Origin of the sequence: Pseudonocardia autotrophica, assembly GCF_003945385.1 — a bacterium.
GTDB classification, from domain to species: Bacteria; Actinomycetota; Actinomycetes; order Mycobacteriales; family Pseudonocardiaceae; genus Pseudonocardia; species Pseudonocardia autotrophica.
In genome coordinates this window covers 2,374,151-2,393,004 of sequence record NZ_AP018920.1, presented here as the reverse complement: position 1 = coordinate 2,393,004, position 18,854 = coordinate 2,374,151, and the positions used below count along the sequence as shown (strand labels likewise).

19 protein-coding genes are annotated in these 18,854 nt (G+C 72.3%); 16 read left to right on the top strand and 3 right to left on the bottom strand.

The genetic code is table 11. The features are described from left to right. Positions 1-25: 25 nt before the first annotated feature. Positions 26-1,126, bottom strand: coding sequence for an LLM class flavin-dependent oxidoreductase (locus tag Pdca_RS11305; RefSeq protein ID WP_085914217.1), 1,101 nt, complete (start codon positions 1,124-1,126; stop codon positions 26-28). 423 nt (positions 1,127-1,549) lie between these two features. On the opposite strand from Pdca_RS11305, the gene Pdca_RS11300 reads away from it, so the two are divergent. The 15 genes from Pdca_RS11300 to Pdca_RS11230 all read left to right on the top strand — a co-directional run bounded on the left by Pdca_RS11300 (position 1,550) and on the right by Pdca_RS11230 (position 15,562). Then, entirely contained in the window at positions 1,550-2,671 is a 1,122-nt protein-coding gene (locus Pdca_RS11300) for an LLM class flavin-dependent oxidoreductase (RefSeq protein WP_085914218.1), read from the top strand. 151 nt (positions 2,672-2,822) lie between these two features. Then, positions 2,823-3,629, top strand: a complete 807-nt coding sequence (locus tag Pdca_RS11295) for an ABC transporter ATP-binding protein (RefSeq protein WP_085914219.1) — start codon at positions 2,823-2,825, stop codon at positions 3,627-3,629. After that, positions 3,626-4,384: an ABC transporter permease gene (locus Pdca_RS11290; protein ID WP_085914220.1), complete on the top strand. Its 759-nt coding sequence runs from the start codon at positions 3,626-3,628 to the stop codon at positions 4,382-4,384. Before Pdca_RS11295 ends, Pdca_RS11290 begins: the two co-directional genes overlap by 4 nt. Beyond that, the gene (locus tag Pdca_RS11285; protein ID WP_085914221.1) at positions 4,381-5,217 is read left to right on the top strand and encodes an ABC transporter permease; all 837 of its coding nucleotides are present in this window, start codon (positions 4,381-4,383) and stop codon (positions 5,215-5,217) included. Before Pdca_RS11290 ends, Pdca_RS11285 begins: the two co-directional genes overlap by 4 nt. Positions 5,218-5,252: 35 nt before the next feature. After that, entirely contained in the window at positions 5,253-6,311 is a 1,059-nt protein-coding gene (locus tag Pdca_RS11280) for an ABC transporter substrate-binding protein (protein WP_085914222.1), read from the top strand. Between the two features lie 46 nt (positions 6,312-6,357). Further along, a complete protein-coding gene (allB, locus tag Pdca_RS11275; RefSeq protein WP_085914223.1) occupies positions 6,358-7,722 on the top strand; it encodes an allantoinase AllB in 1,365 nt (454 codons plus the stop codon). Positions 7,723-7,725: 3 nt separating this feature from the next. Beyond that, entirely contained in the window at positions 7,726-8,562 is an 837-nt protein-coding gene (locus tag Pdca_RS11270; protein WP_085914224.1) for a hypothetical protein, read from the top strand. Next, on the top strand, positions 8,559-9,212 hold the full coding sequence (locus Pdca_RS11265; RefSeq protein WP_085914225.1) for a GntR family transcriptional regulator: 654 nt from the start codon (positions 8,559-8,561) through the stop codon (positions 9,210-9,212). The genes Pdca_RS11270 and Pdca_RS11265 overlap by 4 nt, the downstream gene beginning before the upstream one ends. Continuing rightward, positions 9,209-9,619, top strand: coding sequence for an allophanate hydrolase-related protein (locus Pdca_RS11260; RefSeq protein WP_085914226.1), 411 nt, complete (start codon positions 9,209-9,211; stop codon positions 9,617-9,619). Before Pdca_RS11265 ends, Pdca_RS11260 begins: the two co-directional genes overlap by 4 nt. Next, the gene (locus Pdca_RS11255; RefSeq protein WP_085914227.1) at positions 9,616-10,104 is read left to right on the top strand and encodes a nucleoside deaminase; all 489 of its coding nucleotides are present in this window, start codon (positions 9,616-9,618) and stop codon (positions 10,102-10,104) included. The genes Pdca_RS11260 and Pdca_RS11255 overlap by 4 nt, the downstream gene beginning before the upstream one ends. Continuing rightward, complete coding sequence (locus Pdca_RS11250; RefSeq protein ID WP_085914228.1) at positions 10,101-11,243, top strand: acetamidase/formamidase family protein; 1,143 nt, start codon at positions 10,101-10,103, stop codon at positions 11,241-11,243. The genes Pdca_RS11255 and Pdca_RS11250 overlap by 4 nt, the downstream gene beginning before the upstream one ends. 317 nt (positions 11,244-11,560) lie before the next feature. Further along, a complete protein-coding gene (locus Pdca_RS11245) occupies positions 11,561-12,445 on the top strand; it encodes a MetQ/NlpA family ABC transporter substrate-binding protein (RefSeq protein WP_085914229.1) in 885 nt (294 codons plus the stop codon). Further along, positions 12,445-13,485, top strand: coding sequence for a methionine ABC transporter ATP-binding protein (locus Pdca_RS11240; protein ID WP_085914230.1), 1,041 nt, complete (start codon positions 12,445-12,447; stop codon positions 13,483-13,485). The genes Pdca_RS11245 and Pdca_RS11240 overlap by 1 nt, the downstream gene beginning before the upstream one ends. Continuing rightward, entirely contained in the window at positions 13,482-14,153 is a 672-nt protein-coding gene (locus tag Pdca_RS11235; protein WP_085914231.1) for a methionine ABC transporter permease, read from the top strand. The genes Pdca_RS11240 and Pdca_RS11235 overlap by 4 nt, the downstream gene beginning before the upstream one ends. Before the next feature lie 68 nt (positions 14,154-14,221). After that, complete coding sequence (locus Pdca_RS11230; RefSeq protein ID WP_085914232.1) at positions 14,222-15,562, top strand: NtaA/DmoA family FMN-dependent monooxygenase; 1,341 nt, start codon at positions 14,222-14,224, stop codon at positions 15,560-15,562. A gap of 43 nt (positions 15,563-15,605) precedes the next feature. On the opposite strand, the gene Pdca_RS11225 is transcribed toward Pdca_RS11230, so the two are convergent. Continuing rightward, on the bottom strand, positions 15,606-16,016 hold the full coding sequence (locus tag Pdca_RS11225; protein ID WP_158092223.1) for a DUF3040 domain-containing protein: 411 nt from the start codon (positions 16,014-16,016) through the stop codon (positions 15,606-15,608). 176 nt (positions 16,017-16,192) lie between these two features. On the opposite strand from Pdca_RS11225, the gene mgtE reads away from it, so the two are divergent. Next, complete coding sequence (gene mgtE, locus Pdca_RS11220; protein ID WP_085914269.1) at positions 16,193-17,518, top strand: magnesium transporter; 1,326 nt, start codon at positions 16,193-16,195, stop codon at positions 17,516-17,518. Here the strand turns inward: mgtE and Pdca_RS11215 are convergent. Beyond that, positions 17,482-18,687, bottom strand: a complete 1,206-nt coding sequence (locus Pdca_RS11215; protein WP_125911359.1) for a TerC family protein — start codon at positions 18,685-18,687, stop codon at positions 17,482-17,484. The two genes, mgtE and Pdca_RS11215, sit on opposite strands and share 37 nt — an antisense overlap. Between the last annotated feature and the right edge of the window lie 167 nt (positions 18,688-18,854).

The window sequence follows — 18,854 nt, the reverse complement described above, 5'->3', positions numbered from 1 at the left end:
CGCCGGTACCGCACCGCTGCGCGGGTCAGTCGCGCGCGGTGAACCCGGCGGCGCGGGCCTTGTCCTCGGGCCCCCACAGCGTCGTCGACAGCTCGCGGCGCACCAGCGGCACCACCTCGGTGGCGAACCGGATCAGCACCTCGTGCTGCGTCGCGTACGGCAGCACCGGGTTGATCGAGACGGACTGCACGTCGTGGCCATAGGCACGGTGGTAGTCCACGATCTTCTCGGCGACCCGCTCCGGGGTCCCGACCAGCGCCGGACCGCGCGCGACGGCCTCCTCGACGGTCGCGAACGAGGTGACCTTGCCCGGCCGGTCGTCACCGGCGTGCGCGGCCCGCAGCTTCGCCGCGAACCCCTCGTAGACCGGCCGGTACTCGGCGATCGCCTCGGCGTCGGTGTCGGCGAGGAACAGCCCGCCCGATCCGGACCCGACATAGCCGACGGCCGGATCGTGGCCGTGCTCGACGAGCTTGTCCCGGTACCGGTCGATCAGGACCCGGTAGTTCTCCCGCGGCTGCAACGCGTTCGCCGAGAAGATCGGGTCGCCCCACCGGGCGGCCAGATCGACGGCGTGGGTGGAGGTCGCCGAGCCGTGCCAGATCCGGAACGGGCCGTCGAACGGGCGCGGGAAGGTCGTCACCCCGGCCAGGTCGGCATGATGGGTCCCGGCCCGGTCGACATCGGTCTCGCGCAGCAGCAGGCGCAGCAGCTCGTAGTTCTCGGTGAGGTACTCGTACTGTCGGGCGAGCTCCAGCCCGAACATCGGGAAGTGCCGGTCCTCGTTGCCCTTCCCGATCACGATCTCCAGCCGGCCACCGGAGAGCTGGTCGACGGTGGCGTAGTCCTCGGCGACCCGGACCGGATCGAGCAGTGAGAGCACCGTGACACCGGTGGAGAGCAGGATCCGCTCGGTCGCCTGGGCGATGGCACCGAGCAGCACGGTCGGCGCCGACGAGACGAACTCCCCGGCGTGCCGCTCGCCCACCGCGTAGGAGTCGAACCCGAGCCGCTCGGCGAGCACCGCGGTCTCGACCACCCGGGTGAGCCGCTCGTGCACCGAGATGATCTCGCCCGTCACCGGATGCGCGGTGTGCGGGACGATGTCGAGAACCTGGAACCTCACGGGTGCCTCCCCCTGTCGACGCCGGCCGCCGGTGCGAGCGGAACGCCTGTCGGTGCCGGGCGGCTACAACGCCCGGGACGGGGCCGGCCGTCGGCGGGACGCGGATCCCGGGAACGGCGGGGCGGAACCGGGCCGCCGCGGCGGGCGCCGGAGGGGACCGGCGGGCACCACGGCAGGGCGGCCGACCGGAACCACGCTACCAACCCGGGGGCCCGACGCGCCGCCGTCTCGGTGACCGCCCCCCCTCGACGCGGGCCGGGTGCTGCGGTGAGTATGGAGGGGTGACCGGAGAGCTGCGCCTGGTGGCGCGCCTGCACGTGGACCTGGGTCGTACCGGGTCCGCCTGCTGTCGCTGACCTGCGTTCCGCCCTCCCGGCCGCCGCACCGCGCGGCCGTCCGTCCGGCTGTCCCGGAGGTCACGCCATGTCCCGGCGCCCCGTACCGCTGTCCGTCCTCGACCTGTCCCCGGTACCGGCCGGTGCCGGGGTCTCCGACGCGCTGCGCAACACCCTCGATCTGGCCCGCGCCGCCGAGCGGGCCGGGTACGCCCGGTTCTGGCTGGCCGAGCACCATCTCAACCCGGGCGTCGCCGGTGCGTCCCCGGCAGTGTTGATCGGGGCGGTCGCCGCCGCGACGTCGACGATCCGGGTCGGGGCGGGTGCGGTGCAGACCGGGCACCGCACCTCGCTGTCGGTCGTCGAGGACTTCGGCACCCTGGACGGCCTGCACCCCGGCCGGATCGACCTGGGCCTCGGCCGATCCGGTGCCCGGCCACCGTCACGGCGCGATCCCGCCGGGCGGGAGCCGAGGGTGGTCGGCGGGATCCTGATCCCGGCGCCGTTCTCGTTCGCCGGGCTCGTCGGCTCACCCCGATTCCGAGCGCAGGCCGAGCTGCTGGGCAGGCCGGGGCCGGAGGTGCCGGACTACGACGAGATCGTCGGCACCGTCCTCGGGCTGATCGAGGGCACGCACCACAGCTCGGAGGGGGTCCCGGTGAGCGCCGTCCCCGGCGAGGGTGCCGACCTGCAGCCGTGGGTGCTCGGCTCCAGCGGCGGGGACAGCGCGGCCGTCGCCGGTCGCCGGGGTCTGCGGTTCGCCGCGAACTACCACGTCAGCCCCGGCACCGTGCTCGACGCGGTGCAGACCTACCGGCAGGAGTTCCGGCCGTCGGCGGCGCTGGCGCGGCCGCACGTGATGGTGTCCGCCGACGTCGTGGTCGGTACCGACGACGCGCACGCGGAGCGGATCGCCGCGGGCTACGGGCCGTGGGTGCACAGCATCCGGACCGGTGCCGGTGCGATTCCCTATCCCGCGCCCGAGGCCGCCGCCGGGCTGCCCGCCGATCCGGGCGTGGTCGCCGACCGACTGGACACCCGGTTCGTCGGTGGGCCACACGCCGTCGCCGACCGACTGGCCGCGTTGCAGGAGGTGACCGGGGCCGACGAGCTGCTCGTCACCACGATCACCCACCGGCACGCCGACCGGGTCGCCTCGCAGGATCTGCTGGCGGCGGAGTGGGCACGGCGCACGCGGATCCCCGGCTGATCCGTCGCGGGCTGCCGCGCGCCCGCTGATCGGCGTTCATCACGGTGTTACATCCGGACATTCCTCGGCAACGGGACCCCTCTACCGTCGTTCGCATCCCAGCTTGGATCCAAAGCATCGGATCCGAGGCCGCGTCGACCGAGGAGTCGAGATGGAAGACACCCGGCCACCAGGGCTGCACCTGGAGGGCGTCGACAAGACGTTCCGGTCCGGCCTCCGCCAGGTCAGTGCGCTCGAGGGCGTGCGCATCCATTCCCGGCAGGGCGAGTTCCTGTCCCTGATCGGCCCGTCCGGCTGTGGCAAGAGCACCGTGCTGCGCATGCTGGCCGGGCTGGAGGAACCGACCTCGGGGCAGGTCCGGGTGCACGACCGGACTCCCGGCGAGCTCCGCCGCCACAACGACACCGGCATCGTCTTCCAGGAGAGCGCGCTGCTGCCGTGGCGCTCGGTGCGGCGCAACGTGCAGCTCCCGCTGGAGCTGGCCGGAGCGCGGATCGATCCGGCCGCGATCGACGACATGATCGCGCTCGTCGGCCTGTCCGGATTCGAGCAGGCCCGGCCCGCGCAGCTCTCCGGCGGCATGCAACAGCGGGTGGCGATCGCCCGCGCGCTGATCAACAAGCCGAGCATCCTGCTGCTCGACGAGCCCTTCGGGGCGCTCGACGACATGACCCGCCAGACCATGAACCTGGAGCTGCAGCGGATCTGGACCGAGCGGCCCGCGACCACCCTGATGGTCACCCACGGGATCGCCGAGGCGGTGCTGCTCAGCGACCGGGTGGTCGTGATGAGCCCGCGCCCCGGCCGGATCCGGCACGAGGTGACCATCGATCTACCCCGGCCCCGCACCGCCGAGACCACCCGCACCCCGGAGTTCCATCACATCGTCGACGATCTGTCCGACCTGCTGTTCGGAAACGGGTCGGCCCGGCCCGCGCCGCAGGGCGCCACCGCATGAACCGGCTGCTGAGCCCCGGCCTGGCCGGCGCACTGGTCATCGCGGTGGCCTGGCAGGTCGTCGGCGCGACCGGGCTCGCCGGCCCCGGCATCGCCACCCCCACCGCGATCGTCGCGGGGATGGTCCAGGACGGGTGGGCGTACTACGGCCCGCACCTGCTCACCACGTTCCAGTCCGCCGCGGTCGGCTACCTCTGGGGCAACCTCGCCGCGCTCGGCTGCGCGGCGCTGGTGGTGACCGTGCCACCGCTGGAACGGGTGTTCGTCCAGATCGGTGTCGCCTCGGCCTGCGTCCCGCTGATCGCGATCGCACCGATCCTGTCCGCGGTGTTCAACGGCCAGGTCATCTCGGCGATCCTGGCGGCGATCTCGGTCTTCTTCATCACCCTGGTCGGCGCACTCAACGGTCTGCGGCAGACCGCGCGCACCAGCGCCGACATGATCCACGCCTTCGGCGGGAACCGGCTGCAGCTGCTGCGCAAGGTGCAGTTCCGCTACGCGCTGCCGAGCATCCTCACCGCACTGCGGATCGGTGTTCCCGGTGCGGTGCTCGGGACGATCGTCGGCGAGTTCATGGGCCAGCGCACCGGTCTCGGCGCCGCGCTGGTCGTGTCCCAGCAGCAGAGCGACGTCGCCCGCACCTGGGGTATCGCGCTGGTCGCCGGGCTGCTCACGGCGCTGCTGTTCCTCGCGATGAACGTGGTGTCGCGCCGCCTGGTCCCGTGGGCCCCGAACGAGCAGGAGGTGCGCGCATGAGCACCCCCGCCGAGTTCGCCACCCGCACACCGAACCGTGAGCTGCTGCGCCAGGCCGGCACCCGGGTCGCCTCGACGATCGCCTCCGCGGTCGCCGCGCTCGCGCTGGTCCTCGTCGCGTGGACCGCGTTCGTGCAGCTGGTCGGCGTCAGCGACTTCATCGCCAAGACCCCGCTCGACGTCTGGCGCTACGTGGTCTCCGGACCGGACGCGCCGGCGCAGCGGGCGGAGCTGTTGAGCAGGCTCGGTGTCACGCTGGGCGACGCCGCGCTCGGATACGTCGCAGGGCTCGGTCTCGCGGCGGCGGTGACACTGCTCTTCTACTTCTCCCGGCTGCTGGAGCGGATGTTCATCCCGTCGGTCACCGCGCTCAGCGCGATCCCGATGGTCGTCGTCGCACCGATCCTGGTGCTCGTCTTCGGCCGCGGCCTCACCTCGGCCGCCCTGATCGGCGCGGCGGTCGTGTTCGTCCCGGCGCTGCTGATGATGCTGGACGGGATCGCACGGACCCCACGGTCGCTGGTCGACATGTGCGACGCCTACGGCGGCAGCACCTTCGACCGGTTCCGCAAGTTCGCCCTGCCGCACGCACTCCCCCACTGGTTCGCGGCGGCCCGGATCGCGGTCACCCAGGCGATGATCGGGGCGCTGCTCGCCGAGTGGCTCTCCACCGGCGCCGGGCTCGGCGGCCAGATGCTGCTCGACGCCAACCAGTTCCAGTTCGACCGGCTGTGGTCCGGCGTCGCGCTGCTGACCTTCACCAGCATCTGCCTCTACCAGCTCGCCTCGGTCGTCGAGTCGCTCGTCGCCGCCCGCATGGCCGGCCGGCTCTGATCTCGTTCCCCGCCCCCGTCACGAAGGAACCCGACATGTCCGGCACCCTCTCCCGCCGTCAGCTCCTGCGGCGCGGCCTCACCCTGGGCGGCGCCGCGCTGCTCGCCCCGGCCGCGCTGAGCGCCTGCGTCTCCGGCACCGACGGTCCCGCAGGCAGCACCGACGGGCTCGGCGTCGCCTCCCAGCGCCTCGCCTGGCTGATGAACGCCCAGTTCGTCGGCTCCTATGTCGCCGAGGACCGCGGCTACTACCGGGAGGAGGGCTTCTCCGGCTCCGAGATCGTCTCCGGTGGCCCGACCGCGGCACCGATCGAGTCCGACGTGCTGGAACGCACCTTCGCCGGGGTCTCCCAGGTACCGATCGTCGGCGCCGCGGTCGCCCAGGGCGCCCCGCTGAAGATCGTCGGAGCGGTGTACCAGCGCTACGCCGGATGCATCGTCTCGATGGCGGACTCCCCGATCCGCTCGCTGGAGGACCTGCGCGGCAAGACCATCGGTTGCTCGTCGTCCAGCGAGCCGGTGTGGCGCAATTTCCTGGCCTCGATGGACCTGAACGACCAGCAGATCTCCACCGTCCCGGTACAGGGCGATCCGATCGCCATGACGACCGGCGAGTTCGACGGCTACCTCGGCTTCCTCAACAACCAGCCGATCGACCTGCGGGTCAAGGGCTTCGACGTCGAGACGATGCTGCTGGCCGACGTCGGTTTCCGGCTCCCGGGCCAGACCTACATCGTCAAGCAGGAGGATCTGGACGCCGAGCCGGAGAAGGTCAAGGCCTTCCTGCGCGCCGAGATCCGTGGCTGGAACGACGCGCTGGCCGACCCGGAGATGGCCCTCGACATCACCCTGAACAACTACGGCGCCGGGCTCGGTCTCGATCCCGAGGCCACGGCCGAGGCGCTGCGGGTGCAGACCGAGCTGATCCGCAGCACGGACGGCGCCCAGCACGTCGGGCTGCTCACCGACGCCCAGGCGCGGGAGAGCGCGGCCGCGGTGACCCGCGGCGGGCTCGATGTGAGCGCCGAGACCCTGTTCGACCTCGGACCGATCACCGAGATCTACGCCGAGGAACCCGCGCTGCGCGTGGCATGACCAGCGGGCCGGATCCGATGAGTGTCCGTCGAGTGGAGGAGAACCAGTGACCGATCCCGACCTCATCCTGCGCGGCGGCACCGTCGTCACGCACGACGGGAGCGCCGAGATGGATGTCGCGGTGCGCGACGGCGTCGTCGTCGCGACGGGCCCGGACCTGCGGCTGCGGGCCGCCCGCGAGCACGACTGCACGGGCCGGCTCGTCCTGCCCGGGCTGGTCGACGTGCACGTGCATCTGCGCGAGCCCGGGATGACCGAGAAGGAGGACTTCGGCAGCGGTACCCGGGCGGCCGCCGCGGGAGGTGTCACGACGATCGTCGACATGCCCAACACCAGCCCGCCGGTGACCACCGCCGCCCGGTTCGCCGAGAAGCTGGAGCTGGTGCGGGACAAAGCGCACGTGGACTTCGGGCTATACGGGATGATCGACCACGACAACGCGGACGAGATCGCAGGCGTCGCCGCGCAGGGTGCGATGGGCCTGAAGCTGTTCATGGGCCAGACCACCGGCGACAACCGGTGCCCGGACGACGCCGCGATCTTCCGCGGGCTGGAGGCCGCCGCACGCGAGGGCCTGGTCGTGGGCGTGCACGCGGAGAACGACCACATCCTGCGGATGCTGATCGACCGGCTGCGCGCCTCCGGCCGCACCGATCCGCGGGCCCACCTGGAGAGCCGTCCGGACTTCATCGAGACCGAGGCGGTCACCCGGATCATCACCCTGGCCACCGAGGCGGGCGCGCAGCTGCACATCCACCACCTGTCCAGCGCCGCCGGCCTGCGGCGGCTGGTGAACCTGCGGGCCGAGGGCCACCGGGTCACCGCCGAGGCGCTGGTGTCGCACCTGCTCCTGGACGACTCCGCCTACGACACTCACGGCAACCTGATCAAGCTCAACCCGCCGATCCGCCCGGCCGGCGACGTGGCGGCACTGTGGGCCGGGATCGACCGCGGCGATCTCGACATGGTCGCCACCGACCACGCCCCGCACACCTGCGCCGAGCAGGCCGAGACCGACGTCTGGCGGGCCTACGGCGGCTTCATCGGGGTGGAGACGATGCTCCCGCTGATGCTCACCGAGGCGGCGCGGGGGCGGCTCACCGTCTCCGACGTCGTCCGGCTGTGCTCCTACACCCCGGCCCGGCGCTGGTCGATGCCCGGCAAGGGGCACATCGCCCCCGGTTTCGACGCCGATCTCGTCGTCGTCGATCCGGACCGGGAGTACCCGCTCGACGCGTCCGGCCTGCACTCCAAGCACAACGCCACCCCGTACGCCGGCTGGCCGCTGCGCGGGGCGGTGGAGACGACGTTCCTGCGCGGGACGATCGTGCACCACGACGGCGAGATCGTCGGGCCGCCGTCCGGGCGCCAGGTCCGTCCGCGGCCGGTGCCGAACCGAGGAACGAGGTAGATCGTGCAGAGTGCGCCCGCCGTACTCGACGTCGTCGAGTCGATGCTCCACGAGGTCACACTCACCCCTCCCGACCGGGCACCGGCGCCGCCGGTCGTCGCCGGCATCGGGACGACCGCGAGCCGCGCGCTGGCCGGGAGCCTGCTCGCCGACGCCTTCGCCGCCGAGGGGATCACCCCCGGCGGATCGGTCCCGTTCGACGACCCGGATGCGCTGCTCGCCGACCGGTCCTGGTCGCTGGCGCTGGTCCTGAGCCCGTGGAAGATCGAGCTCGCCTCCCGGCTGCCGGCCATGACCGCCTCGGCGACCCGGATCGTCGCCGCCGACACCCTGGTCCGCACGGCACAGGGGGTGCTGGGGGTCAACACGAACACCTGGGCCGCCCAGGCCGCGATGCAGGCGCTGCTGCCCGGCGACGCACCGCCGCAGGTGCTGGTGCTGGGCTCCGGCGGCTCCGCCCGCTCGGTCGCCGCGGCCGTGCGCCGGGCCTGGCCGCGGGCCGAGCTGTTCGGCAGCGCCCGCAACGCGGCGGCACTCACCGGGTGGGCCACGGCGTTCGACGCCACCGCGGTGAGCCCGGCCGACGCCGCGGACCTCTCGCCTACGCTGGTCGTCAACACCACCACCTGGGGGGAGACCCCCGAATCGGAGCAGCGGCCGTTCGCCTTCGACACCGCGCGGATCCTCGCTCCGGGCAGGTACCTGTTCGACCTGAACAACCGGACCTCCACGCTGCAGACCGCAGCACTGACCGCCGGGATGAGCGTGATGTCGGGGACGTTGATGCAGCGGGTGACCAACGCCTGCCGGGCTCGGCTGTTGCGGGAGCTGAGCCGATGAGCACATCGGGAACGCCGACGGTCCGGGCCGCCTCCGGAGCGCCACCGGCGCGGGAACGGGTGTACCGGTTCCTGCGCCAGCAGATCACCAGCGGCGAGTACCGCGGCGGGCGCAGGCTGGTCGAGGAGGAGATCGCCGACGAGCTGGAGGTGAGCCGCACCCCGGTGCGCGAGGCGCTGCAGCGGCTGGCCTCCGACGGACTGGTCGACCGGCTGCGCCGCGGCCATCTGGTCGTCGTCGAGTTCGGTGACGAGGCCAGGGCCGAGCTGCACGAGCTGCGGGTCGCCTTCGACCAGGCCGCGGCCAAGCTGCTGGTCGCCCGGACCGGCCGCGTCGACTGGGACCGGCTCTACGCGATGCTCGATCCGCTGGCCGAGGCCGTCGCACAGCACGGGACCGCGAGTGCGGACTACCGGATGGTGCACCTGGACCTGCACATGGCGCTCAACCGGGAGGCCTTCGCGGCGCTCGGCCCGTCGCTGCTGGACCGGCAGACCTTCCTCTACCCGGCGGACGACTACGTCCAGCAGCCCGGCCACGAACCCGTCCGTCAGCACCGCGAGCTGCTCGATGCGCTGAGCTCGGGCGATCTCGTCCGGGCGCAGGCGGCAGCAGCCGAACACGCGATCCGCGCAGGGAGTATCCGGTGACCACCGTCCTGATGTTCGTCAACGGCCAGGCCATGAGCGGCGGGGAGCTCAACGACTCGCTGGCCGGTGCCCGGTTCGCGGGCCGGGTGCGCACCGCGCCGGAGTACCGCTTCTACTCCTTCGCCGACGTGTTCCCCGGGATCCGGCACACCGGGGCCGACGGCTGGTCGGTCCCCGGTGAGCTCTACGAGGTGTCCTACGCCGACCTGTTCGGGCGCCTGCTGCCGCGCGAGCCCGCCGAGCTGGAGCTCTCGGTGATCCGGCTCGACGACGGACGGCACAGCCTCAGCATGGTGTGCCGCTCCGGTGCGACCGAGGCCGGGACGGTCACCGAGATCACCCACACCGACGGCTGGCTCGGGCACCTGCGGGACGGCGCGTCCCCCGGCCCGGGCGGATCCCGGTGAGCGATACCGGGGAGCCCGGCGCGCTGGCCCGTGCGGTCGAGCTCGCCGGGCAGGCCCGCGCGCGCGGTGATCATCCGTTCGGCGCGGTCCTTCTCGACGCGGCGGGCGTCGTGCTCGGCGAGGCCCGGAACACCGTGGTCAGCGACCGGGACCCGACCGCGCACGCCGAGCTGGCGCTGCTGCGCGCGGTTCCCGGCGGGGCGACGCTCTGCGCCAGCGCCGAACCGTGCGCGATGTGCGCCGGTGCGATCGGCTGGTCGACGGTGTCCCGGGTGGTGTACGCCCTGGGCCGGGCGGAGCTGGCCGGGCTGACCGCGGGCGACGGCGAGGGCGCCCGGACGTCGCTGCCGTGTCGCACCGTGCTCGCCGCCGCACCGCACCCGATCGAGGTCGAGGGTCCGGTGCCGGTGCCCGGTGCGCGCGAGGTGCACGCCGGGTACTGGATGCCGCAGCGGGCCGACCGGATCGCCGGAACCGCCCGATGAGCGAGATCCTGCTCGCCGGGCAGGATCCGGGCATCGCCGACCACTACCTGTGGTGCACCCCGCGGACCGTCACCTGGGGGACACTGCCCACTCCGCGGAGCGCACCGGTGCTGCGGATCGCATCGGGCGAGACGGTCACCTTCGACACCGTCTCCCAGGAGGGCCTGATGGAGGACCAGGGTCGCGACCCGGTCCGCTACTTCGGCGCCCACGGCGTCCCCGCCGCGCAGGTGCTCGACGACGCGGTGGAGCTCGCCCGCTCGGACCTGCACCGCATGCCGTCGCCGGCCGGCCCGCACATCGTGCTCGGTCCGGTGCACGTCGACGGCGCACTCCCCGGGGACTGGCTGCGGGTCGACTTCCTGGAGCTGCGGCCGCGCGTCCCCTACGGCGTGATCTCCACCCGGCACGGCCGCGGGCTGCTGCCCGGCCGGTTCCCGGAGCCGGGCGGCGAGCCGGTGCAGAGCGCGTTCTGCCGTCTCGAACAGGACCCGGATGGCGGCGGCACCCGCGCCCGGTTCGCCCATCGCGGCGGCAGCGCGCTGATCGGCGTCCGGCCGTTCCTCGGGCTGTGCGGGGTCACCCCGGCCGGATCCACCCCGCGCAGCTCGATCCCGCCGGGCCCGTTCGGCGGCAACATCGATCTGCGTGAGCTCGTGGCCGGGACGTCGCTGTACCTGCCCGTGCAGACCGCGGGCGCCGGCTTCTATCTCGGCGATCCGCATCTCGCGCAGGGCAACGGGGAGATCGCGCTCACCGCGCTGGAGGGATCGCTGCGGGTGACCGTGCGGCTCTCGCTGGCCCGGGAGCCGGCGCCACCGCCGGTGGCGCCGTGGGCGCTGACCCCGCGGCACTGGATCCTCACCGGGCTGGATGCCGATCTGGACGAGGCGATGCGCCGCTGCGCCGAGCAGGCCGTCGAGCTCCTGGTGCAGCGCACCGGGATGACCCCGACCCAGGCCTACCTCTACCTCAGCGCCGCCGGTGATTTCGCGGTGACCCAGGTCGTGGACCGGGTGAAGGGGGTGCACTGTCTCATCGACCGCAGTCCAATCGAGCACGGCCTCATCGACCGCAACCTGGTCGAGCACGGCCTGATCGAGCACGGTCCGGTCGAACACGGCCCGGTCGGCGTCTGAGCGACCGCGCGGGTCGTCGGTGAGCGTCGTCGGTGAGCGTCGTCGGTGAGTGTCGTCGCAGCACCCGGGCGCCGCCGGTTCGGCGGAGGTATCGTCGGCGACCGTGCCGACCGCCCCGCGGTCGCGGCCGTACCCGCTCGGGTGGTGGCCACGACGGCGGCCCGGTCCACTCGGGAGACGTCCCCGGAGCACCAGCTTCCGCCGGCGTCCCGTCCCGCACCGGCCGCGATCCCCGGCCACGGCACGTCTCCGACGCACTGCCGCGCCGTCGCCCCCGGACGTCACCCGTCCGCGGCACGGCGCCGAGAGGAACCACGATGCGCCTGTTGCGCACGCTGTCACTGCTGGTCCCGGCCGCCGTACTCGCGGCGGGGTGCGCGGCCCCCGGCTCCGCGCCGCCCGCCGACGACGGCGACTCCCGGACCGTCCGGATCGGGGTGTCCGACGGCGCCGAGCCCTACTGGAACGTCTTCACCGAGAAGGCCGCCGCCGAGGGGATCACCGTCGAGCTGGTCAACTTCACCGACTACAACCAACCCAATCCGGCACTGTCCCAGGGGCAGCTGGACCTCAATCAGTTCCAGCACCTGCAGTACCTCGCCAACTACAACGTGCAGAACGACGACACCCTCACACCGATCGGTGCGACGGCCGTCTACCCGCTGCCGTTGTACTCGACCCGGCACTCCGATCTCGCGCAGATCCCGGACGGCGGCCAGATCGTCGTCCCGAACGACGCCGTCAACCAGGCCCGGGCGCTGAACGTGCTGCAGTCCGCCGGGCTGCTGACGCTGACCGACGGGGGCACCACCACCTCGACCCCGGCCGACATCGACCAGGCCGCATCGAGGGTGAGCGTCACCCCGGTCGACGCGGCCCAGACCGCGGCCAACCTGCCCAGCGCGGACGGCGCGATCGTCAACAACAACTACGCGACCTCGGCGAACCTGACCTCCGACCAGGTCCTGTACCAGGAGGATCCGGACTCCGACGCCGCGAAGCCCTACATCAACCTGTTCGTCGCCCGGGCCGAGCAGGCCCAGGACCCGGACCTCGCGACCCTGGTCCGGATCTACCACGACCAGGAGGTCCTCGACGCGGCCCGCAAGGACCTCGGCGACGACGGCGTCTTCCGGGACAACACCCCCGAGGACCTGCAACAGACCCTCGCCGGTATCGAGCAGCAGCTGCGGGCGGGCTGATGGCCGCCCCGGTGATCTCGTTCGCCGGGGCGACCCGCACGTTCCCGGCCCGCCGCGGGCCCGGGGTCACCGCCGTCGACGACGTCGATCTCGACATCGCCGAGGGCGGGATCACCGGGGTCATCGGCTGGTCCGGGGCGGGCAAGTCGACCCTGGTCCGCATGATCAACGCACTCGAGCTGCCGACCGCGGGCACCGTGACGGTGCGCGGGCGGGTCACCTCGGAACTGTCCGAGAGCGGTCTGCGCGCGCTGCGCGGCGAAGTCGGGATGATCTTTCAGCAGTTCGCCCTGCTGAACTCCCGGACGGTCGCGGGCAACGTCGGTTACCCGCTGAAGGTGGCCGGCTGGTCCCGCGAGGCCCGCCGGGCCCGGGTGCGCGAACTGCTGGAGTTCGTCGGGCTCGACGGGCTGGCCGGCCGCTATCCGGCCCGGCTGTCCGGCGGGCAGAAGCAGCGCGTCGGCATCGCCCGTGCGCTCGCCACCTCGCCCGGGATCCTGCTCGCCGACGAGGCGACCAGCGCACTCGATCCGGAGACCACCCGTGAGGTGCTCGCCCTGCTGCGGCGGGTCAACCGGGAGCTCGGCACCACCGTCGTGGTGATCACCCACGAGATGGAGGTCGTCGCCGCGATCTGCGACCGGGTCGTGGTGATGGAGGCCGGCGCGGTCATCGAGCACGGCCCGGTGTACGACGTGTTCGCGGCGCCGTCGCACCCGGCGACGGCCCGGTTCGTACACGGCGTCCTGCAGGACGTGCCGTCCACCGAGACCGTCGGACGGCTGCGCAGCCGCTTCCCCGGCCGGCTGGTCACGGTCGCCATCGGTGGGCAGGGCGGTGGTGAGCGCGCCCAGGAGATCCTCGCCCGGGTCACCGCCGAGCAGGGTGTGCGCAGCACGGTCGTGCACGGCGGCATCCGTGAGCTGGCCGAGCGCCCGATCGGCAGTCTCACCCTGGAGCTGACCGGTGACGACAGCGCGGTGCAGGCCGTCGTCGACGAGCTGTCCCGGCACACCGGGGTGACCGAGGTGACCGGATGAGCCCCGCCGCGACGGACTGGGCGACGCTGCAGCCGGTGCTCTGGCTGTCCGTGCTGCAGACCATCTACATGGTGTTCTGGACGATGCTGATCGCAGGCTCGCTCGGCCTGCTGCTCGGCGTCGCGCTGCACACCACCAGGGCCGGCGGCCTGTACGCGAACCGGGCAGTCTTCACCGTGCTGAACGTGCTGGTGAACCTCGTGCGGCCGATCCCCTTCATCATCTTCATCACCGCCGTCGGCCCGCTCACCCTGCTGGTCATGGGGACGACGATCGGCACCCGCTCGGTGCTGTTCCCGATGGTCGCGATGGCGACGTTCTTCATCGGCCGGATCGTCGAGCAGAACCTGGTGTCGGTGGATCCGGCCGTGGTCGAGGCAGCCCGGGCGATGGGCGCGAGCCGGTTCCGGATCGTCTGGAGCGTGCTGGTGCCCGAGGCGCTGGCCCCGCTGGTGCTCGGCTACACGTTCACCTTCATCGCGGTCGTCGACATGTCGGCGATGGCCGGCTACGTCGGTGGCGGTGGCCTGGGCGACTTCGCCATCTCCTACGGCTACCAGCAGTTCAACTGGCCGGTGACGCTGCTGACCGTCGCGATCATCGTGGTCATCGTGCAGCTCGCCCAGCTGCTCGGGAACACGATCGCGCGCAGGGTGTTGCACCGGTAGGAGGATGTCGGGTGCCGGCCCGCCCTGCGCGGGCCGGCACACGGCGACACGTCGGGAGGACACCGCACATGCCCCGCAATCAGGTCCACCTCGCCGCGCACTTCCCGGGCGTCAACAACACCACGGTGTGGAGCGACCCGGCGTCCGGCAGCCACATCGACTTCGAGTCGTTCGCGCACTTCGCACGGACCGCGGAACGGGCGAAGTTCGACTTCCTGTTCCTCGCCGAGGGCCTGCGGCTGCGCGAACACCGCGGCGAGATCTACGACCTGGACGTGATGGGCCGCCCGGACACCTTCACCGTGCTGCACGCGCTGGCCGCCGTCACCGAGCGGCTCGGGCTGGCCGGGACGATCAACTCCACCTTCACCGAGCCCTACGACGTCGCCCGCCAGTTCGCATCGCTGGATCACCTGTCCGGCGGCCGTGCCGCCTGGAACGTCGTCACCTCGTGGGACGCGTTCACCGGTGAGAACTTCCGCCGCGGCGGATTCCTCCCGAAGGAGCAGCGCTACTCACGGGCCAAGGAGCAGCTCGCCGCGACGGCCGCGATCTGGGACTCGCGGCTCGGCCCGGACGACCGCTCCACGTTCTCCTACACCTCCGGCCAGTTCGACATCCGCGGCCGGTTCGCGCTGCCCCGCAGCCCGCAGGGCCGCCCGGTGATCCTGCAGGCCGGTGACTCCGAGGAGGGCCGCGAGTTCGCCGCCGCGGCAGCCGACGCGATCTTCTCCCGGCACGCCGAGCCGGGCGCCGGGCGCGCGTTCCTGGCCGATGTGAAGGGCAGACTGGCCCGCTACGGCCGCGGATGGGACGACCTGAAGATCATGCCGGCGGCGACCTTCGTGCTCGCCGACACCGACGCCGAGGCCGCGGAGCGAGCCGAGACGATCCGGCACCAGCAGGTCAGCCCGCAGACGGCGATCGTATTCGCCGAGCAGCTGTGGAACACCGACCTGTCCGACCGGGACCCGGACGGCCCGCTGCCCGAGTTCGACCCGGTCGAGGGTGAGCTGGTGTCGAAGGGCCGCGCCAGCGTGCGGCAGTACCGCGATCCCAAGGCGGTCGCCGACGAGTGGCGAGCGCTCGCTGCGGAGAAGAACCTGTCACTGCGCGAGACCGTGATCGAGGTCGCCGGGCGGCACACCTTCGTCGGCAGCCCACAGACCGTCGCCGCCGCGATCGACGACGCGGTGCAGACCGACGCCGCCGACGGCTACGTGCTCGTCCCGCACGTCACCCCGGGCGGGCTCGACGAGTTCGCCGACCGCGTGGTGCCGCTGCTGCAGGAGCGCGGATCGTTCCGTACCGAGTACACCGGCCGCACCCTGCGCGAGCACCTCGGCCTGCCGGAGGTCGCGACGACGACCGATCCGACCGAGGCCGCGACCGCGGCACCCGGCGCCTAGGCCCCGGGTCCCGGCGCCGTCCGAACCGCCGGGCCCCGGGAGTTCAGGAGCGGCGGTCGTCGCCGTCGTGGCGGTGCTCGCCGTCGCCGTCGCCCTGCGCGCTCTCCCGCTTCGCGCGGGCCGCGATCATCGCCATCGCGAACGGGATGCCCAGCAGCAGGCCGAACGACAGGATCCCGGCGATCCAGTCGGTCGGCACCAGGACCAGCACGATCACCGCGATCGCGACGGCCTGCAGCACCCGGTCCAGGGAGAACCGGTCGTCGCGCGTCAGCGACGTCATCTCCGACTCCAGGTCCGGGTCGGAACGGCGCAGCTCGCCCTCCAGGTCGGCCAGCGAGCGCTCCTCGTCGCGGTTCAACGGCGACGCGAAGGGGCGCGGTTCGGGATCCGGTGCCGCACCGGCGGGCTCCGACGGCGGCGGTGGCGGCAGGGGTGGCGGTGTGGCTGGCATTGCTCCTCCTCGGTGCCGAGCTGCCGGCGATCCGAGCTTTCCGGTGGACCCCACACATTCTAGCGAAACGGACATAGTTCCGCCTGATCGTGGGCCGACGCAACGCCATCGTGATGTCGTACCGGATCTCCGCACCCGCCCGGCCGCGTCCGCCGCGGGACGGCAGGATCTCGGTCATGGAACGGCTGCACGACCTCGTCCACCGGCACGACCCGATCGCGGTACTCGATCTGCTCGACGACCGGCCCGCGCACGAGGTGGCCGACGGGCTCGCCCGGCTGGAACCGGTCGACGCGGGATGGGCGTTCCGTCTGTTGGACAAGGACCGCGCCCTCGAGGTGTTCGAGGAGCTCGATCCGGTCCACCAGCAGGAGCTGCTCGCCGGGCTGCGCGACGACGCGGTGGGCGCACTGGTCGAGGAGATGGACCCGGACGACCGTGCGCGGATGCTCGGCGAGGCCCCGGCCAAGGTCGCGACGCGGGTGCTGGCCGGCCTGTCCGCCGGTGAACGGGCGATGACGGCCGCGCTGCTCGGCTACCCGGACGGCTCGGTCGGCCGGGTGATGACCCCGGAGACGGTCGCGGTGCCGGTGCACAGCTCGGTCACCGAGGCGCTCGCCGTCGTACGCCGCAAGGGCGCCGACGCCGAGACCGTCTACACGCTGCCGGTCACCGACGCCGGCCGGCGGGTGCTGGGCACGGTGTCGCTGCGCGATCTCGTGCTGGCCCGGCCGGACACCCCGGTCGCCGATCTCGTCGACCGCGCCGCCCCGCGGGTGCGGGCCGTCGACGACGGCGAGACCGCAGCCCGCCTGATGGGTGAGGCGAACCTGCTGGCGCTGCTCGTCGTCGACTCCGAGGACCGGCTGCTCGGCCTGCTGACGATCGACGACGCCGTCGAGATCCTGGAGGCGGCCGACACCGAGGACGCGGCCCGGCAGTCCGGTGCGGCGCCGTGGTCCGGGCACTACATGTACGTGAAGGTCACCCGGCTGGCCCGCACCCGCGCGCTGTGGCTGGCGGTGCTGCTGCTCGCCGCCGTGCTCACCGTCAACGTGCTGCAGATCTTCGAGGACTCCCTGGAGCAGGTCACCGCGCTGGCCCTGTTCATCCCGCTGCTGGTCGGCACCGGCGGCAACGCCGGTGCCCAGGCCGCGTCGGCGGCGGTGCGCGCGATCGCGGTCGGCGAGGTGCGGCTCGCCGACCTGCCCGCCGTCGTGTGGCGGGAGCTGCGGGTGGGGCTGCTGCTCGGCACCCTGCTCGGCGGGCTCGGGCTGGTCGTCGCGTCGGCGTTGGTGGGCGTGCAGATCGCCACCGTGGTCGCGGTGACCCTGGTGGCGATCTGCGGCTGGGCGGCGACGGTCGGGGCGACCATGCCGTTGCTCGCCCGCAGGCTCGGGATCGACCCGGCCGTGGTGTCCGCGCCGATGGTCACGACGCTGGTCGACGCGACCGGCCTGCTGATCTACTTCTCGGTGGCCCGGTTGCTGCTCGGAGTCTGAGCGAGGTCGTCGGTGGCGCCGTGCCCTGAGCCCCCGTTCCTCGAGTCGCCGTTCTCCGAGACGCCGTTCTCCGAGACGCCGTGCCCCGAGCCGCCGTGCCTCGCGCCCCCGTTGCCCGAGACGCCGTTGCCCGAGACGCCGTGCCCGGAGCCCGCGTCCGCTCCGGGGCCGGGGGTCCCGCCACCGGCGGCGGCGCGCCGCCGTGACACCACCAGGCTGGCGATCGCGGCGACCGCGATCGTGCCGGAGATGAACAGCAGCGACAGCCAGATCGGCACCTCCGGCACCGGCACCGGCTGTCCGCCGTTGATGAACGGCACGTTGTTCTCGTGCAGCGCGTGCAGGGTGAGCTTCACGCCGATGAAGGCCAGGATGACCGACAGGCCGTGCGCCAGGAAGATCAGGCGCTCGAGCAGGCCGCCGATCAGGAAGTAGAGCTGCCGCAGGCCGAGCAGCGCGAACGCGTTCGCGGTGAAGACCAGGTACGGCTCCTGGGTCAGACCGAAGATCGCCGGGATCGAGTCGAACGCGAACAGCAGGTCCGTGAGCCCGATCGCCACGATGACCAGGGCCATCGGGGTCAGCAGCCGCTTGCCGTCGATCTTCGTGACGAGCTTCGCACCGTCGTACTCGGTGGAGGTCGGCAGCACCTTGCGGACCATCCGGATCAGCCTGCTGTCGGCGGCGTCGCCGTGGTCGCCGTCGTCCTTCGACAACGCCTCCTTGATCTGCGAGTAGGCCAGCCAGAACAGGATGATCGCGAAGATGTAGAAGACCGCGGCGAACCGCTCGATGATCACAGCGCCGACCGCGATGAAGCCACCGCGCATCACGATCGCTATCGCGATGCCGATCAGCAGCACCTTCTGCTGGTGGATCCGCGGCACCGCGAACGCCGTCATGATCAGCAGGAAGACGAAGAGGTTGTCGACCGAGAGCGCCTTCTCGGTCATCCAGCCGGCCATGTACTCGCCGCCGTACTGCCAGCCGGAGAACATCCCGACGCCGACGCCGAACAGCAGGGCGATCGCGACGTAACCGGCCGACCAGATGGCGGACTCACGCAACGTCGGTTCGTGGGGTGTGCGGACGTGTCCGACGAAGTCGAACACCAGCATGCCGAGCACGAAGACACACGTGGCAAGCCAGACCCAAAGGGGAACATTCACAGCAGGACCTCCAGCGCAGGTTGGGGCGCTGAAGGTCTCCTCCGCCCGCTGATCGCGGACCGGCGCCACCGGGATCCAGCTCGTCCTGGTTCCGTGATGACGGCAACGCCGTGTTCGGGAGTACTCCCCTTCTCCGGCGAACCGTAAGGCATACCGTCCGGTTACCG

Excerpts from the sequence above, each read along its gene's own strand:
- Pdca_RS11300 (WP_085914218.1), top strand. The coding sequence starts at position 1,550 with ATGTCCCGGCGCCCCGTACCGCTGTCCGTCCTCGACCTGTCCCCGGTA.
- Pdca_RS11230 (WP_085914232.1), top strand. The coding sequence starts at position 14,222 with ATGCCCCGCAATCAGGTCCACCTCGCCGCGCACTTCCCGGGCGTCAAC.
- Pdca_RS11280 (WP_085914222.1), top strand. The coding sequence starts at position 5,253 with ATGTCCGGCACCCTCTCCCGCCGTCAGCTCCTGCGGCGCGGCCTCACC.
- Pdca_RS11240 (WP_085914230.1), top strand. The coding sequence starts at position 12,445 with ATGGCCGCCCCGGTGATCTCGTTCGCCGGGGCGACCCGCACGTTCCCG.
- Pdca_RS11235 (WP_085914231.1), top strand. The coding sequence starts at position 13,482 with ATGAGCCCCGCCGCGACGGACTGGGCGACGCTGCAGCCGGTGCTCTGG.
- Pdca_RS11245 (WP_085914229.1), top strand. The coding sequence starts at position 11,561 with ATGCGCCTGTTGCGCACGCTGTCACTGCTGGTCCCGGCCGCCGTACTC.
- Pdca_RS11265 (WP_085914225.1), top strand. The coding sequence starts at position 8,559 with ATGAGCACATCGGGAACGCCGACGGTCCGGGCCGCCTCCGGAGCGCCA.
- Pdca_RS11225 (WP_158092223.1), bottom strand. The coding sequence starts at position 16,016 with ATGCCAGCCACACCGCCACCCCTGCCGCCACCGCCGCCGTCGGAGCCC.
- mgtE (WP_085914269.1), top strand. The coding sequence starts at position 16,193 with ATGGAACGGCTGCACGACCTCGTCCACCGGCACGACCCGATCGCGGTA.
- Pdca_RS11285 (WP_085914221.1), top strand. The coding sequence starts at position 4,381 with ATGAGCACCCCCGCCGAGTTCGCCACCCGCACACCGAACCGTGAGCTG.
- Pdca_RS11290 (WP_085914220.1), top strand. The coding sequence starts at position 3,626 with ATGAACCGGCTGCTGAGCCCCGGCCTGGCCGGCGCACTGGTCATCGCG.
- Pdca_RS11295 (WP_085914219.1), top strand. The coding sequence starts at position 2,823 with ATGGAAGACACCCGGCCACCAGGGCTGCACCTGGAGGGCGTCGACAAG.
- Pdca_RS11250 (WP_085914228.1), top strand. The coding sequence starts at position 10,101 with ATGAGCGAGATCCTGCTCGCCGGGCAGGATCCGGGCATCGCCGACCAC.